This window comes from Aliiroseovarius sp. B-4, from assembly GCF_056857795.1.
This window is the reverse complement of the sequence record NZ_JBSXNV010000035.1, coordinates 20382-35270: the sequence shown is the minus strand read 5'-3', so window position 1 is coordinate 35270 and position 14889 is coordinate 20382. Positions and strand designations below refer to the sequence as shown.

Annotated in this window: 13 protein-coding genes; 6 read left to right on the top strand and 7 right to left on the bottom strand. The window is 60.5% G+C overall.

What is annotated here, in order from left to right; translation table 11 throughout:
* The first annotated feature begins 7 nt into the window (after nucleotides 1-7).
* Nucleotides 8-658 carry a winged helix-turn-helix transcriptional regulator gene (locus AC13C8_RS08035; protein ID WP_482846985.1) on the top strand — a complete coding sequence of 217 codons (651 nt, stop codon included), beginning with the start codon at nucleotides 8-10 and terminating at the stop codon, nucleotides 656-658.
* Nucleotides 655-1350 (top strand): NAD-dependent deacylase, encoded by a 696-nt coding sequence (locus AC13C8_RS08030; RefSeq protein ID WP_482846984.1) that lies wholly within the window; start codon nucleotides 655-657, stop codon nucleotides 1348-1350. The genes AC13C8_RS08035 and AC13C8_RS08030 overlap by 4 nt, the downstream gene beginning before the upstream one ends.
* Before the next feature lie 85 nt (nucleotides 1351-1435).
* On the opposite strand, the gene AC13C8_RS08025 is transcribed toward AC13C8_RS08030, so the two are convergent.
* The 5 genes from AC13C8_RS08025 to meaB form a co-directional block, all read right to left on the bottom strand.
* Nucleotides 1436-1951, bottom strand: a complete 516-nt coding sequence (locus AC13C8_RS08025; protein ID WP_245744643.1) for a copper chaperone PCu(A)C — start codon at nucleotides 1949-1951, stop codon at nucleotides 1436-1438.
* Nucleotides 1952-1997: 46 nt separating this feature from the next.
* Nucleotides 1998-2345 (bottom strand): hypothetical protein, encoded by a 348-nt coding sequence (locus AC13C8_RS08020; RefSeq protein WP_091428415.1) that lies wholly within the window; start codon nucleotides 2343-2345, stop codon nucleotides 1998-2000.
* A gap of 130 nt (nucleotides 2346-2475) precedes the next feature.
* Nucleotides 2476-2763, bottom strand: coding sequence for a 50S ribosomal protein L28 (rpmB, locus tag AC13C8_RS08015; protein ID WP_091428412.1), 288 nt, complete (start codon nucleotides 2761-2763; stop codon nucleotides 2476-2478).
* 311 nt (nucleotides 2764-3074) lie between these two features.
* Nucleotides 3075-4904 (bottom strand): ABC transporter ATP-binding protein, encoded by a 1830-nt coding sequence (locus tag AC13C8_RS08010; protein ID WP_091428410.1) that lies wholly within the window; start codon nucleotides 4902-4904, stop codon nucleotides 3075-3077.
* A 300-nt stretch (nucleotides 4905-5204) separates the two neighbouring features.
* Nucleotides 5205-6191, bottom strand: a complete 987-nt coding sequence (gene meaB / locus AC13C8_RS08005) for a methylmalonyl Co-A mutase-associated GTPase MeaB (protein ID WP_482846983.1) — start codon at nucleotides 6189-6191, stop codon at nucleotides 5205-5207.
* Nucleotides 6192-6294: 103 nt separating this feature from the next.
* On the opposite strand from meaB, the gene hrpB reads away from it, so the two are divergent.
* From hrpB to AC13C8_RS07990, 3 genes are all read left to right on the top strand, one after another.
* Nucleotides 6295-8748 carry an ATP-dependent helicase HrpB gene (gene hrpB / locus AC13C8_RS08000; protein WP_482846982.1) on the top strand — a complete coding sequence of 818 codons (2454 nt, stop codon included), beginning with the start codon at nucleotides 6295-6297 and terminating at the stop codon, nucleotides 8746-8748.
* Between the two features lie 168 nt (nucleotides 8749-8916).
* Nucleotides 8917-9330, top strand: coding sequence for an NUDIX hydrolase (locus tag AC13C8_RS07995; RefSeq protein WP_322787712.1), 414 nt, complete (start codon nucleotides 8917-8919; stop codon nucleotides 9328-9330).
* Nucleotides 9331-9464: 134 nt separating this feature from the next.
* Complete coding sequence (locus tag AC13C8_RS07990) at nucleotides 9465-10946, top strand: inorganic phosphate transporter (protein WP_091428398.1); 1482 nt, start codon at nucleotides 9465-9467, stop codon at nucleotides 10944-10946.
* A 634-nt stretch (nucleotides 10947-11580) separates the two neighbouring features.
* Here the strand turns inward: AC13C8_RS07990 and AC13C8_RS07985 are convergent.
* Together AC13C8_RS07985 and AC13C8_RS07980 are read right to left on the bottom strand one after the other, a co-directional pair.
* Nucleotides 11581-12393, bottom strand: a complete 813-nt coding sequence (locus tag AC13C8_RS07985; RefSeq protein ID WP_482846981.1) for a class I SAM-dependent methyltransferase — start codon at nucleotides 12391-12393, stop codon at nucleotides 11581-11583.
* A gap of 121 nt (nucleotides 12394-12514) precedes the next feature.
* Complete coding sequence (locus AC13C8_RS07980) at nucleotides 12515-14134, bottom strand: helix-turn-helix transcriptional regulator (protein ID WP_482846980.1); 1620 nt, start codon at nucleotides 14132-14134, stop codon at nucleotides 12515-12517.
* Nucleotides 14135-14719: 585 nt separating this feature from the next.
* Here AC13C8_RS07980 and AC13C8_RS07975 point away from each other — a divergent pair.
* Nucleotides 14720-14884, top strand: coding sequence for a hypothetical protein (locus tag AC13C8_RS07975; RefSeq protein WP_482846979.1), 165 nt, complete (start codon nucleotides 14720-14722; stop codon nucleotides 14882-14884).
* Nucleotides 14885-14889 lie beyond the last annotated feature (5 nt).

Below are 14889 nucleotides of genomic sequence, written 5' to 3'. Positions count from 1 at the left end.
CCGCGCCATGTCACGCGTGAAACCTTATGCCATGTCCTGCCCGATTTCGCGGTCGCTCGACCTGTTGGGAAATCGCTGGGCCATCCATGTGCTGCGCGAACTACATGCAGGCCCGGCCAGTTTCGCGCAGATCAAAGCGGGGTTGCCCGGCATTGCCTCCAACATGCTGTCTGCGCGCCTGTCCGAGCTGTGCGACGCTGGCTTGATTGCCAAATCACACCGTCTCTACACCCTGACCGAACACGGCTTTTCGACCCGCGGCATCCTGTTCGAACTCGCCCGGTTTGGCCGCAACCAGCCAAAGCCCGATAACCCAACCGATCCTGAAGGTGTCTCTCATCGCGCCGTGATCCTCGCCGGTGCCATCGAACGCGCCGCCGGTCCGCTTGACGATATCCGGGCCGAGATCTTGCTGGATGGTGCACCATTTTCACTGACCGTCGCGGGCGGGCGCGCGGCCCTTCAAGCCGGGTCCCTGCCGCTTGCGCCGGTGCAAATCGCCTTTGGCTGGTGCGATGTCGAAGCCGTCGCCCGTGGCGACCAACGCGTGGCAAATTTCGCAGCCGAACGGGAAATCTCCGCCGAAGACCCACTGCAAGTGGCCGCTCTGCTGGATTTGCTCCAGAAAGCCATGGACATTTACGGGGGTTTCAAATGAACCATATCGTCATCCTGACCGGTGCAGGCATTTCCGCCGAAAGCGGGTTGGGCACATTTCGCGACAAAGATGGGTTATGGACCAAATATGATCTGAACGAGGTGGCAACCCCGGAAGGATTTGCGCGCAACCCTGACCTTGTTCACGAATTTTACAATGCGCGCCGCACCAATTGCCGAAGTGCGCAACCGAACGCCGCGCACGCGGCGCTCGCACGCCTTCAGGCAGAGCATTCGGACCGAGTGACCATCATCACCCAGAATGTGGATGACCTGCACGAACGCAGCGGTACCACAGGGGTGATCCACATGCATGGCGAATTGTCAGGCGCGCTCTGTGCCGCCTGCGACCACCGTTGGACGGCGCCACAAGAAATGTCACCCAACGATCTTTGTCCCTCCTGCAACAGAACGGCAACCCGCCCCGACATCGTCTGGTTTGGCGAGATGCCGTATCGCATGGACGAGATTTACCAAGCCCTGTCGAACGCCGATCTGTTTGTCGCCATTGGCACGTCCGGCAATATCTACCCTGCGGCAGGGTTTGTGGCCGAGGCACATGCAGTGGGCACCAAAACTTTGGAGCTTAATCTGGAGCCGTCCACCACCGCCGGCACCTTTGATAGCGCGCATTTTGGCCCGGCCACCGAGATTGTGCCGCAATGGGTCTCCGAAATACTTGGTGCGCCATAAACAAATGACGGCACCAGCCAAGGTGCGGTCCTGCGGGCCTTGCCCATATTAATGGTGCGCGAAGGGAAGCCCCTACCCAGATGCATCAGTTCGACGGTGTGGCATCCTGTTTCATCTGACCACCATTCATCTTGCCATTCATCATTCCGCCTCCCATTGGATTGCGTTTCAGGTCGACTGGAATTTCGATGGTCATTTCGCCGGCTTTCTCAAACACGAGCGTGACGTTGATGGTTGATCCATCCTCGAACGGCTGGTTCAACCCCATGAACATCACGTGGTCTCCACCGCGTTCAAGCGCGTGTATACCTCCTGCGGCGACGGGAAAGCCCTCTTCAACCTCCATCATCTGCATGACGCCTTCGGCGGTTTCCTTGTGGGTGTGCAATTCGACCCGTTTGGCCACATCCGATTTGACAGCGATCAGGCGATCATCTTCATCGCCATGGTTCATGATCTGAAAAAATGCGGCACCTGCCATGGCGTTCATACCCGAAGCGCGCGCATAGGCATCTGCAATCATGATCTCATTTTCTGCGAAAGCAGGCAAAGCAAACAGGGCAGCCGCTGTGGCGGCAAAAACGGTTTTCATATGGAACATGGTTTCTTTCCTTTGGTCCAACATAGTGTTGATCTGAAATATGAACTCAGATCAGCGCCGGGGGACCTCGGGCAGATGGCGTCAGCGATGGGCGCCCCAGAAAGGATGCACTGTTCATCGGCGTGATCCGGTTGATCAATCGCGCCTCGGGCATGTGAACGACCGGAAAAGCAAAGGCTGCGGCAAACATCTGTGCCCCATCCGGGCAGAGATATATCGATTCGACGGGTTCACCATCCGGACCGATGGTCATCGTGACCATACCGACGCCGGTGCAAATCACCAATTCGATTGCCTTGTCCATATCTGGGCTGCCGCCGCGTGCATAGGCCAGCGAAAAGCTGGCAACCGTCAGCGCCAAGGCCAAGCCATATGCAAAGACAACACGGATCATATGGGCAGAGCTAAGCTGTCTTTCACACCGGCACAAGCGACAAAACGTAACAGGTCCCGACATACGAAAACCGCCCGAAGCGGTAAGGCTTGGGCGGTTTCAAACCGGACAGTCCGGGGCGCGGGCGGGCTTAGGCGGTCGCCAATGCCTTCGTGACTTCTTTCTTGATCTTCAGCGCGTTGGCCGACAGTTCAACGTCCTTGGCTTTGGTCAAATACGCATCCAGACCACCACGGTGATCTACCGAACGCAGCGCAGCGGCCGAAATGCGCAACTTGAACCCGCGGCCAAGTGCTTCCGACTGCAACGTCACATCGTTCAGGTTTGGCAGAAACCGGCGGCGGGTTCTGTTTTTGGCGTGGCTGACATTGTTGCCAGTCATCGGGCCTTTTCCGGTCAGTTCGCAAACGCGCGACATGGTCTTTTCCTTGCTCTCTCGGGCCAGATTGGTGAGTTACTCGGCACGCCCTCGCACCGCTCACGTCCAGCCGGTCAATACAAACGGGCGCCGCATTGGCAGCGCCCCGAATTCCGTCCGCGGTAATTAGACCCCTTCCCCCGGCGCGTCAAGTGAGTCGTGCCCCGGTTCCGACAGGAATTTCCACCACCCCAAACAAACGCATACTCAACTGTTTCTTCTGGCCTGAAATATCCTGGGGTGAATGCGCGCAGCGCAGAGGGGCAACGCCCCTCCAGGGCTCACATCGTGAGCCGTCGAAGGCGCCTGCCTCAATCCTCACCCAGAAACCCGCCCGACTGCCGGTCCCACAATCCCGCATAGGTGCCGCCTGCGGCCAAAAGCTCATCATGGCTGCCGCTTTCGATGATACGGCCCTCGTCCAACACGACAATCCGGTCCATCTGGGCGATGGTGGACAGCCGGTGCGCGATGGCAATCACTGTCTTGCCCTCCATCATGCCGTAAAGCGTTTTCTGGATCGCGGCCTCGACTTCACTGTCCAGCGCCGATGTCGCCTCATCCAACACAAGGATCGGGGCATCCTTCAGCATGACCCGCGCAATGGCGACCCGCTGACGCTGCCCGCCCGACAGTTTCACGCCGCGTTCCCCGACATGGGCGTCATAGCCAAGGCGACCTTGCGGGTCTTCCAACGTCTGGATGAACTCATGCGCCTCAGCGCGCTCGGCTGCGGCGATCATCTGGTCCTCTGTCGCGTCAGGGCGACCATAAAGGATGTTGGCCCGCACAGAACGGTGCAGAAGACTGCTGTCCTGCGTCACCATGCCGATCTGCGCGCGCAAACTGTCCTGCGTCACCCCGGACACATCCTGCCCGTCAATCAGGATATGTCCGCCCTCGGGATCACGAAACCGCATCAGCAGGTTCACAAGGCTGGACTTGCCCGCACCTGAGCGTCCGACCAGTCCGACTTTCTCGCCAGGGCGCACGGTCAATGACACGTTGTCCAGCCCTCCAGAGCCTTTGCCATAGTGATGCGTCAGCCCGCCGAAAGTTATTTCGCCATCCTTGATCACTAGGTCCTTGGCACCCTTGGCGTCCTTCAACTCATGCGCCACGGCGATGGACCGCAGGCCTTCGCGGATCACGCCCATATGCTCAAACAACCGGATCGTGACCCACATGATCCAACCCGACATCCCGTTCAGCCGCACAACAAGCGCCGAGGCGGCGGCAACCTCGCCCACCGATACTTCGCCTTGGGTCCAAAGCCAGACTGCCGCACCCAATACGCCCACGATCAGCAAGCCGTTCAGCAGGTTCAACCCAAAGCTCAGTTCGGTCATCAGGCGCAGGAAGCGTTGAAACCGCAGCCGCAAGCGTTTCAGCGAGGACAGCGCATAGCGCTCTTCGCCTGCGCCCTGTGAGAACAGTTTCACGCTTTCGATATTGGCATAGGCATCCACGATCCGGCCCGTGACCAGCGACCGTGCATCGGACCATTTCTCGGACGCCACCGATACGCGTTTGGCAATATAGCGCACATAGAGCACGTAAAACACCAGCCAGATCCCCAGGGGCAGCGCCAAACGCATGTCGACCTGCCCCAAGATCACCATCGCGCTCAACACATAGGTGGTGGCATAGAAGATGCCTTCGAAAAACATATAGGTACTGTCCTCGACCGCCGGGCCAAGCTGCATCACGCGGTTGGACAAACGCCCGGCAAAATCATTCTGAAAAAAGCCAAGCGACTGCCCCAGAAGATGCCGGTGCGCGCGCCAGCGCACCTGTTCCTGCATGTTGCCTGCCAGCGTCTGCTCCAGAAAAAACCGGTTCAGAGTGATCGCCAGCGGTCTGAGGAAGATGATGAACACTGCCGCCAGCAGAAGTTCAAAACCGTTGGTGGACCAGAAACTTTCCGGCGTGGACAGGTTGATCAGGTCCACGATGCGTCCGGTGTAGAAGATCAACCCGGTTTCAATCAACGCGACCAGAACCCCGGTCAGCGCCATCCAGATCATCCACTTGCGGAACGGTCCAAATTGCGATTTGAAGAACGGCCAAAGGGATTTGGGCGGCGTGCCCAAGTCATGCGGGGCAAAGGGATCTACGAGGTTTTCAAAGAAACGAAACATGAAGGCGCTCCGTGCGCTTGGGGGATAGAGATGTGATGGACGGGGCTGACGACAGCCCATCAGGACCGCGACTTACGCTTGATATAGGGTCCTGAAATTTCGCATCCGGCATCTCTCCTTCATGTTCTGAAGGGGACGCTAACCCAGTTGTTAGCGCTGATCAACCCCGGCATCGTTGGTGGCAGCAGCGTCCCCAGTTTGGTCGGTGCTGCCGATGGGGTGATGTTTCAAGGGGCGCTGCCCCTCGCGGCAGAGCCGCTCACCCCGGGATATTTGAGCCAGAAGAAGCCGGACAGTAGGTCAGATTTTGCGCACCGGGCGCAGGTGGGTAAGGATGTCTTCCGCCGCACGGCTGGCCGAGATCTGGCCATTGGCCACCTGATCGCCCAGCGTGTCGATCCGCGCGCGCGTGTCCTTTTGATCAAGCACAGACAGAAGCCCGTGGCGCACATCCTCTTCAAACCAATGTCGCGCCTGATGTGCACGCCGCCTGGTCCAGTGGCCATGTTCGCGACGCCACGCGATCAGCGTCTGTATCGTCTCCCACGCGTCTGTCAGCCCGTCCTGCGTGACTGCGGATACCGTCATCGCCTTCGGAAACCCCTGGGGGTCATAGGCCCGTTTGCGCAACAGGCGCAAAGCGCCCGCATAGTCTGCACAGGTGCGCATGGCCATCGGCTTCAAATCGCCATCGGCCTTGTTGACCAGAATAAGATCGGCGATCTCCATGATACCGCGTTTCACGCCCTGCAACTCGTCCCCGCCCGCCGGCGCGAGCAACAAGAGGAACAGGTCGGACATTTCCGCCACCATCGTTTCCGACTGCCCCACGCCCACGGTTTCGATCAGCACAACGTCAAAGCCGGCCGCTTCGCACAGGGCCACCGCTTCGCGCGTCCGGCGCGCCACACCACCCAGTTGCGATTGCGAGGGCGAGGGGCGGATAAAAGCGTTCTTCTCGCGGCTCAGTCGTTCCATTCGGGTTTTGTCGCCAAGGATGGACCCGCCCGACCGGGCCGAGCTTGGATCGACAGCCAGAACAGCAACCTTTAGCCCTTGTTCGATCAGGAACATCCCAAAGGCTTCGATGAAGGTGGATTTACCCACCCCCGGCGTTCCTGACAGACCGATACGCAGAGCCTGTCGCCCCAAAGGGGCCAGCGCATCCAGCAACGCGCCAGCCTGCGCACGATGGTCTGCGCGGCCGCTTTCAACCAAGGTGATGGCCCGCGCCAAGGCCCGCCTCTCGCCCGCCTGCACCCGTGTTGCCAGATCGTGAATGTCCATGCTGCCTCCAACTTTCGGACAGTCATGCCGCGCACGGGGCAGTCTGTCCAGAGGGCCGGAGCTTGTATCTGGACGATATGTGCATGACGGTCGATAAGAGGGCATGAGTGACACGCTGCCCATTCACGACGCCATACCCGACCTTCTTGAGGCCGTTCGCCGCGAAGGTCGCGCCGTGTTGATGGCTCCGCCGGGGGCCGGGAAAACCACCGTGGTGCCGTTGGCGCTACTGGAGGCGGGGGTGTTCGAAGGCAAGCTGGTGATGCTGGAGCCGCGCCGTCTGGCTGCCCGCGCCGCCGCCGAACGCATGTCGCAAACGCTGGGTGAGCAGGTCGGTCGGACCGTCGGCTATCGCATTCGCGGCGATGTCAAGATAAGCGCGGCAACCCGGATCGAAGTTGTCACCGAAGGCATTCTGACCCGGATGCTGCAATCCGACCCGTCACTGACCGGGATCGGCGCGGTTATCTTTGACGAATTTCACGAACGATCCCTGAACGCCGATCTCGGACTGGCGCTGACATGGGAAGCGATGCAGGCGCTGCGCGACGATCTGAAGCTCATCGTGATGTCGGCCACATTGGATACCGAGCCGGTGGCGCATCTGCTGGACAACGCGCCCATCGTGCGGTCGGACGGACGGGCCTTTCCGGTGGAAACACGCCATTTGCCCAGACCTCTGCCCAAAAGCACGCGACTGCCCGACGCCACCGCAGCGTTTGTGCGGCAGGCGCTGGCCAAAACCGAGGGTGGTGTTCTGGTGTTTTTGCCGGGCGAAGGCGAAATTCGCCGGACCGAGGCCGCCCTGCGCCCGGACCTGCCAAAGGATTGCCACCTTCACACGCTGTTTGGCGCGATGGATTTCACGGCACAACGCGCAGCGATCACCCCGGCCACGTCCGGGCGCAAGATCGTGCTGGCCACGTCCATTGCAGAAACATCTCTGACCATTCAGGACATCCGCGTGGTGGTTGACGCGGGCCAGTCGCGCCGCGCCCGGTTCGACCCCGGCTCGGGCATGTCACGGCTGATCACCGAGCGAGTATCAAAGGCCGAAGCCGAACAGCGCCGGGGGCGGGCGGGACGCGTGGCACCGGGCGTCTGTTATCGGTTGTGGACAAAAGGGGAAGAAGGCGCCCTTCCCCCCTTTCCGCCCGCCGAGATCGAAACCGCCGACCTTGCACCGTTGGCGTTGGAACTTGCGGCCTGGGGGTCGCCCGATGGGACCGGGCTGGCCTTTTTGACGCCCCCGAACGCGGGTGTGTTGACCGAGGCGCAATCGCTTCTGCATGCGCTTGGCGCGCTGGATGCCGAGGGGCGTATCACGCCGCATGGTCGAACACTGGCCCGACTGCCCATGCACCCACGGCTTGGCCACATGCTGGCCAAAGCCGGTCCAAACGCCACCGAGCATGCCGCGCTATGGGGGGAACGCGACCCTCTGCACCGATCGGCACCCACCGATCTGTCACTACGGCTTGAAGCGATCCGTGATCCGAAAGGCTTTGCCGCGCGGCGTGCCATCTTGGCCAATCGCGGCGTGATAGAGCGTATCCGGTCCGAGGCGCGGCGCCTGCGCGGGTTGGTCAAACCAGTTCAGTGCCACCTGAGCGACCCCCAGATGGCCGCGCTTGCCTATCCTGATCGCATCGGACTGCGCCGACCCGGCGATGCGCCGCGATTTGTCTTGTCCGGTGGCAAAGGCGCGGTGATGGACGAAACCGACCCGCTGGCCGGAACCCGTCTGATTGTCGTCACTGATACCGATGGCAACCCCCGAGAGGCCCGGATACGACAAGCCATCCAGATCAGCGAAGGCGAGCTGCGCGAACTGTTTGACAACGACATCACTTGGATCGAGCATTGCGCTTGGTCCAAACGTGACGGGCGGGTTGTCGCGCGCCGGCAGGAAAAATTGGGCGCAGTCGTGTTGGATGACCGTATGTGGAAAGACGCCCCGGACGAGGCGGTCGCGCGCGCCATGTTGGACGGGGTGCGCGAGTTGGGATTGCGCCCTTCGGACGCGGCGCGCCGGTTCATCGCGCGCGTGGAACTGCTGCGGTCGGGCGGTGCAGATTTGCCCGACATGACCGATGCCGCGTTAATGGCAGGAATGGAGGATTGGCTGCTGCCACACCTGACCGGCGTCAAGACCGCCGCAGACTGGAAACGCTTCGATCTGCTGGATGCCCTGCGCGCGCGTCTGAATTGGGCACAGATGTCGTTGCTTGACAGCAACGCCCCCGCCCATTTCACGACACCAATGGGGCGCAAGTCCCCGATAGACTATGCCGGCGAAGCTCCTGAAATCAGCGTGCGTCTGCAAGAAATGTTCGGTACGACCCGCCATCCGATGATTGGCACGACGCCATTGCGCATCACGCTTCTGTCGCCAGCCGGACGCCCGGTTCAAACCACGACAGACATCCCCAGTTTTTGGGCCTCGAGCTATCAGGACGTGCGAAAAGACATGCGCGGGCGCTATCCCAAACACCCGTGGCCCGAAAATCCGACGCAGGCCGATCCGACTCTGCGGGCCAAGCCAAGAAAGGGCTGATTGCGGCAATAAAGGGCGCAAAACACCCTGATTGAGCGCATTTACTTGCAATTTACCCCATAATTACCATATCTTAACATCTACAATAAAAAATAATCAAAGCTCTTAGAGCGCAGGTGCAAAATGTCTTCATTGCTAAAGCAGGCCTGGAAAGAGGTCGTCGCCCCCATGTTTCAACGCCCCAACCGGGTGCAAGTCGCCGCCCTCTGTTATCGCGGGGCGGGTGACGACAAAGAAGTGCTGCTGGTCACATCACGCGGCACCGGGCGTTGGATTTTGCCCAAGGGCTGGCCCATGGATGGGAAGAACGCAGCCGAAGCGGCCCGACAGGAAGCTTGGGAAGAAGCCGGTGTTGCAAAAGGTCAGTTGAACCATGCCCCGATTGGCGCTTACGAGTCTGAAAAGGAAATGGATTTCGGTGGTATTGCTCGTTGCACGACCACCGTTTTCCCGCTGAAGGTCGAGAAATTGTCCGACGATTTCCCCGAAGCCGATGAGCGCACGCGCAGGTGGGTCTCAGCGGATCAAGCGGCGGACATGGTCCAGGAAAAAGACCTTCAAAAGATTCTGCAAGAGTTCTAAGCCACACTCCCCTGCACCTCTGGCCGAGATGGCTCGAATCTGTTGCAATCGCTGCCCTGACAGTCTAGCGCATGCGCTGAAATGTAACGGCTGAGCGTCAGCCACATGACAGCACGCGAGCCAGGGGGCTAAGGATGGGCGCAGAAAAACGCGGCAGCCAGTGGAAAACACTGGATAAAGACCTGAACCGGATCAGCCAGGTCGAATACGCCACGCAATATGTCTCGCGGCCCTTGGTCGGTATGGGCGTCGCACTTGCGTTCATCGTCATTGCGGCCCTTGGCGCCGCCGTATTCTTTGGTCAATCGCCGACCTCGCTCGTGGTCGTTATCGCCGCCGCCTTTGGCGCGTATATGGCGCTAAACATCGGGGCAAATGACGTGGCCAACAATATGGGGCCAGCCGTCGGCGCCAATGCCCTGACCATGGGCGGCGCAATTGTCATCGCGATCATTTTTGAAAGCGCTGGCGCACTGCTGGCGGGTGGCGACGTGGTCTCGACCATCTCGAAGGGCATCATTGACCCGTCGGGTTTTGACCAATCCCGCGTTTTCGTCTGGGCGATGATGGCGGCGCTGATCTCATCAGCCTTGTGGGTAAACCTTGCCACTTGGGTCGGGGCGCCGGTTTCGACCACACATTCTGTTGTGGGAGGCGTAATGGGCGCAGGCATCGCCGCTGCCGGGTTCGCCGCGGTCAACTGGTCTACCATGGGCAAGATCGCCGCATCCTGGGTCATTTCACCGGTTATGGGCGGCGCGATTGCCGCGCTGTTTCTGGCGCTGATCAAGCACAAGATCATCTATCAAGACGACAAGATCGCCGCCGCGAAACGCTGGGTTCCGGTGCTGATCGGCATTATGGCGGCAGCCTTCGGTGCATACCTGTCGATCAAAGGATTGAAAAAGGTTGTTAAAATCGACTTGGGCACTGCCCTGCTGATCGGGGCGGGCGTTGGAGCCGTCGCTTATGTCATCACTGCGCCGCTGATCGCCCGCCAGGCCGAAGGGCTTGAGAACCGCACCAAATCCCTGAAAACGCTGTTCGCCCTGCCGCTGATTTTCTCGGCCGCCCTTCTGTCCTTTGCCCATGGTGCAAATGACGTGGCCAATGCGGTTGGCCCGCTGGCCGCCATCGTGCACGTGGAAAGCGTGGGCGACTTCGCGGATAAAGTCTCGATCCCAACCTGGGTCATGGTCATCGGGGCCTTCGGCATCAGCTTCGGCCTGATGCTGTTCGGCCCGAAACTGATCCGCATGGTCGGCAGCCAAATCACCAAGCTGAACCCGATGCGCGCCTATTGCGTCGCCTTGTCCGCCGCGATCACTGTTATTATCGCTAGCTGGCTGGGCCTGCCGGTCAGTTCGACCCACATCGCGGTCGGCGGTGTCTTCGGCGTCGGCTTCTATCGCGAGTTTCACATGGAACGCCGCCTGCGTCGTTCTTCCGCCGCCCGGCCCGAAATCAAACGCATCGCCCCCGAGGAACGCCGCCGCCGCAAACTGGTGCGCCGTTCGCATTTCATGACCATCGTGGCGGCCTGGGTCATCACCGTGCCCGCAGCGGCGATCATGTCAGCGATCATCTTTTTCGTTTTGAATACAATCGTGTCCTGATCACCGACCCAAGCCTACGGGTTTCTTCTGGCAACAAATATCTAACATGTCGCTTCGATCAACATCCGACACCGACGAAAGGCTCATTGGACACCGCAGCCCATAACGCTTTGTCAGGAGCGCACCGGCAGCACCAGCAACAAAAACAGCGATCTCTTCTTGCGGAACGGACCAAACCTTGCACCACCTATGTCAGCAACGATGAACGAATCCGCGACGCGTAGCCAGATCGCAAGGCAGACGTATGCAAGCTAGGGCGCATATGGCACGCATCCGATTCAGCGCACAAAGGCTGTGTTGAAAGACCGTAGAACAGACGATCTTCGCGCGACCCAACTTCTTCCTGGACACACCAAGAGAGACAGCACGGTGCGGTGTCTCGGTGTCGAACTTGAAGACACCCTGAGCGCCGCGGAAAAGATCGACTTTTGAACACAGGACAAACGGCATCATGCCGTTCACCTCTTTAGATCGGTCATGGATCGATACTGGGTCAGTGGTCTCAGAGAGCCCTGACTGTGAGATTCTACAACAAGCCACGACTGGCACAAAAACTCAGACCGGCTCTTGGCTGATCGGTTGGCTTGCTCCGGCGTGCCGATACTTGTCACCCCGGGTTTGGCTGCCCGCACCACTATTTTCGAGCCGCAGCGGTCGTCAGACCGACTTGCAGCTTCATACCACTGCCCGTTTCGAATTGGCGGCAACCTTTCCGAACATGCGCTTCCAATGTGGCGCGTTCGTCGGCGTCGGTCTTGTTGAAAACGTCAGCGCCAATCGGCGTACTTTGCAGGTATTGCCACAGGAAGTCGCCGGGCGGCGGCAGTTCGAGGGCCTTCTCGGCCCGGCGCACGTTCATATGGCGAAATCCGGCGCTGCGCAAAAGTTCCGTGTATTCGTCGGGATCGTGAACCGAGAAGACGGTGTCCAGGAAACCCGCCGACTTAGGGCCCACATACCTGGACACGGCGTCGCGGATCACGGAAAACAACGCGGGCATTGGCCCTGGCGTGTTGACAAGAACCCGCCCACCCGGTCGCAGGACTCTGCGCATCTCCTTCAGTGTTGGCAACTTGGCCGGAAAGAATTGAAGCCCCATCTGACATAGGACGACGTCGAAACTGTCGTCCGGCATCGGCAGGGCGGCTGCATCCGCTTCGTGCCAGTCGATGTTCGGAAAATCCTCGCACGCCCTTTTCGCCTCGGCGATCATCCCCGGGTTGATGTCGGCACCGGTCACTGTGCCGGTGGGCGCGACGTGGCGGGCAGCAAGGCGCGCGACGATGCCCGTCCCGCAGGCGACATCAAGCACCTGCTCGCCGGGCTGAAGCTGTGCCGCGGCAATCAGATCTTCCGCGATCGGTTGGCCGATGGCGGACACGAAATAGCGTTCGTAGGCCGGGGGGCCGGGGACGACAGTGTCATTCGGGGTCTGGTTCAAGATCATGGTTTTACTCCCCGTCGATTGCGGACAAGGAAAAGGGTAGATACGAGGCGGCCTGTGCGCATCGCCTGAATGAACCACGCGCGGAGTTGTTCGACATGGTCAGATCTGACCATGCCGGGCGTCAGACGAGGCCCCCTTTCTGCGCGTAGATGCTCGCCTCTGTCCGGTTGCCGGTGCCGGTTTTGTCGAAAATGTTGCTGAGATGTCGGGCAACCGTATGTTCGCTGATCGCGAGCGCCGTCGCGATTTGACGGTTTGTCTCACCCGCCGCCACCCGCGCCAGAACCTCCACTTCCCGCGCCGTCAGCCCGCCGGTGTCCCGGCCGTTCGCCAGCAGCGCCGCTGCCAGTGCGGCGTCGGGTTCGGCCCCCAGGCGAACGAAGACCTCGTGCGCCGCCGCGATGTCAGCCCGCGCCGCGGCGGTTTCGGCAAGGGCTAAGTGAGCCTCGCCCAGCATCCTGCGAGTCAGGGCTGCACGATAGGGGCATGCAAGCCGCTGCCAGATCATCAGGGCCTCGAGCAGGATGCTGCGCGCAGCCTGCGGCTTGCGCTCGGCCAGAAGCAGGCGACCCGTGGCATCGAGTGCCGTGGCCTCGAGAAGCGGCGCGCCGAGGTGAGCGGCCTGTTCGGTCAGGTCCTCGGCATGGGGTCGTGCAGGCGCCAGTTTGCCCGCAGACACCAGCGTTTCGACCAAGGGTCCGAGCAGGAGCAGGCGGCGTTCGGTGCCCCCTGATGCCTCCAGCGCAGTCTGCAAGGCTTCAGCTGCCTCGCAATTTCTGCCTTGGACAAGCAACAGGAGCGCCGCGCCGGGCTGCGGCGGGAAGCCGCGCAGATCGGCCTCGCGGTACATCTCTGCCGCTGGACCGAATGCGCCGCGAAGCCGAAAGATCTCGCCGCGTTGATATAAGGCTCGGCCCACGACCATTTCGGAAGAGGCACCAAGGTGATCCAGCGCCTTGTCGGCCTCGCGCTCGGCGGCGGCCCAATCCCCTTCCATCATCAGCAACTCGGACCGGTGCACGAGGCATTGGCCGCGATACGGCACAAGGTCGGGCTGCGTCGCGCACCAAGCGTCGAGTTCGCGGGTCCATTGGACTGCGCGCTCAAGATCGAAGACGCTCTGGCAAGTCAGGATCACGGCGCAGTAAACCACCCCGGCAAGAACCGGGGCCACGCGCCCCGCCGTAACCGTGACCATCGCCTCATCAAGCAAATCAACCCCCTCGGTCACTGAATCGCTGCGGATCAGAGCCTGCCCGCGAGACAGCAAACCGATGGCAAGCAGGTCCTGGTCATCGAACCTTGCAGCAATATCTATGGCCGCGTCGAAGCGCTGGATCGGCGGCGCGCCATCCAAGCCCATCAGGCCGTCGATGATCTTGCCGTAACCTGCCGCCGGGCCTTCGGACCCTCCAGACGGAAGCAGTCTCCGGGCACGCGCGCACCAGCCGCCAGCCTGGCTGGCCCGGCCAGCAAGCAAGTGAAACAACCCGATCCAGAACGCCCATCGCGCAGCAGCGTCAGTCTTGCCGTGAATCGCGCATTCCTGATGCAGCCGCGTCCAAAGCTCCAGCGCCTCGCGTTCCTCACCGATAAGATAGGCCGCGGCGGCAAAGCGCCGCAAGTCGTCGGATACCAACGGAACCTCGTGGTGGGCAGCCGAAAACAAGCCATACGACGCGCGCCACTGGCGTGCGGCATACGCGTTTCGAGCATCCTGACAGGCGTCTGACTTGGGCATTTTGAAAGATTAGCACATTAACACGATTCTCTGCCGAAAGAGCGCGAACCAATGGATCGTTTGAATGAACGCGACCAGGAAACAACCGCTTGGCAAACAATTCGGAAATGATCGGACAAGCCGGGCCGTCAAAGCCCCGGTCAGAATCTTCGACGAACGGCATCTCAAATCGGAAAGCACCAATTCGAACCACTCGCGCGAAAGCCCGCTTTCTCCTGTGTGGATGGCGTCTGCATTGCAAAAGAAAAATGCGTTGATTGCGCGGCTGGTCATTGCAGTCCTGTGTCCGGCCACTGATCGCGACCTTTTGGTATTGCCGCTGGCCTTGATGGGTTCCGTGACCTTGGTCCCAATCGGCAACGCGAAGCTGAAAGTTCAGGGCAAAGCTCGGGCCCCCAGGGTCCAGGATGACCGCACGTGCCATCATGGCATTCGTCTTGCAATTCGGGGTTGTTCGGCTCCTTCTGCGCTGCGGCTTGGCGGTAGTATGTTTCCTTGGTGAGTATTGCCCAGATGCTCCGCACCGCTTTGTTCGCCACCGCAATAGGTGCGAGGCGCGAAACTGCGTGTTCCGGAGCCGTGCGCATGATCCACCGGCAATCTGACGCTGGCACAGCAAGCCATGACATGCCGTTCATCGCCCCCGGAGGCTTCACAGATGGCGAATGCCGTTTCCAGATTGCCGACGGGGCGTCGTCGATCACCATCTGCCGATCCTCCGGCAACAATTGGCGTCGTCAAAGGCAATGATGCGT

Bases quoted from the DNA above. Each gene is read 5' to 3' on its own strand.
- AC13C8_RS08035 (WP_482846985.1), top strand. From the start codon at position 8: ATGTCACGCGTGAAACCTTATGCCATGTCCTGCCCGATTTCGCGGTCG.
- AC13C8_RS08030 (WP_482846984.1), top strand. From the start codon at position 655: ATGAACCATATCGTCATCCTGACCGGTGCAGGCATTTCCGCCGAAAGC.
- AC13C8_RS08025 (WP_245744643.1), bottom strand. From the start codon at position 1,951: ATGTTCCATATGAAAACCGTTTTTGCCGCCACAGCGGCTGCCCTGTTT.
- AC13C8_RS08020 (WP_091428415.1), bottom strand. From the start codon at position 2,345: ATGATCCGTGTTGTCTTTGCATATGGCTTGGCCTTGGCGCTGACGGTT.
- rpmB (WP_091428412.1), bottom strand. From the start codon at position 2,763: ATGTCGCGCGTTTGCGAACTGACCGGAAAAGGCCCGATGACTGGCAAC.
- AC13C8_RS08010 (WP_091428410.1), bottom strand. From the start codon at position 4,904: ATGTTTCGTTTCTTTGAAAACCTCGTAGATCCCTTTGCCCCGCATGAC.
- meaB (WP_482846983.1), bottom strand. From the start codon at position 6,191: ATGGACATTCACGATCTGGCAACACGGGTGCAGGCGGGCGAGAGGCGG.
- hrpB (WP_482846982.1), top strand. From the start codon at position 6,295: ATGAGTGACACGCTGCCCATTCACGACGCCATACCCGACCTTCTTGAG.
- AC13C8_RS07995 (WP_322787712.1), top strand. From the start codon at position 8,917: ATGTTTCAACGCCCCAACCGGGTGCAAGTCGCCGCCCTCTGTTATCGC.
- AC13C8_RS07990 (WP_091428398.1), top strand. From the start codon at position 9,465: ATGGGCGCAGAAAAACGCGGCAGCCAGTGGAAAACACTGGATAAAGAC.
- AC13C8_RS07985 (WP_482846981.1), bottom strand. From the start codon at position 12,393: ATGATCTTGAACCAGACCCCGAATGACACTGTCGTCCCCGGCCCCCCG.
- AC13C8_RS07980 (WP_482846980.1), bottom strand. From the start codon at position 14,134: ATGCCCAAGTCAGACGCCTGTCAGGATGCTCGAAACGCGTATGCCGCA.
- AC13C8_RS07975 (WP_482846979.1), top strand. From the start codon at position 14,720: ATGATCCACCGGCAATCTGACGCTGGCACAGCAAGCCATGACATGCCG.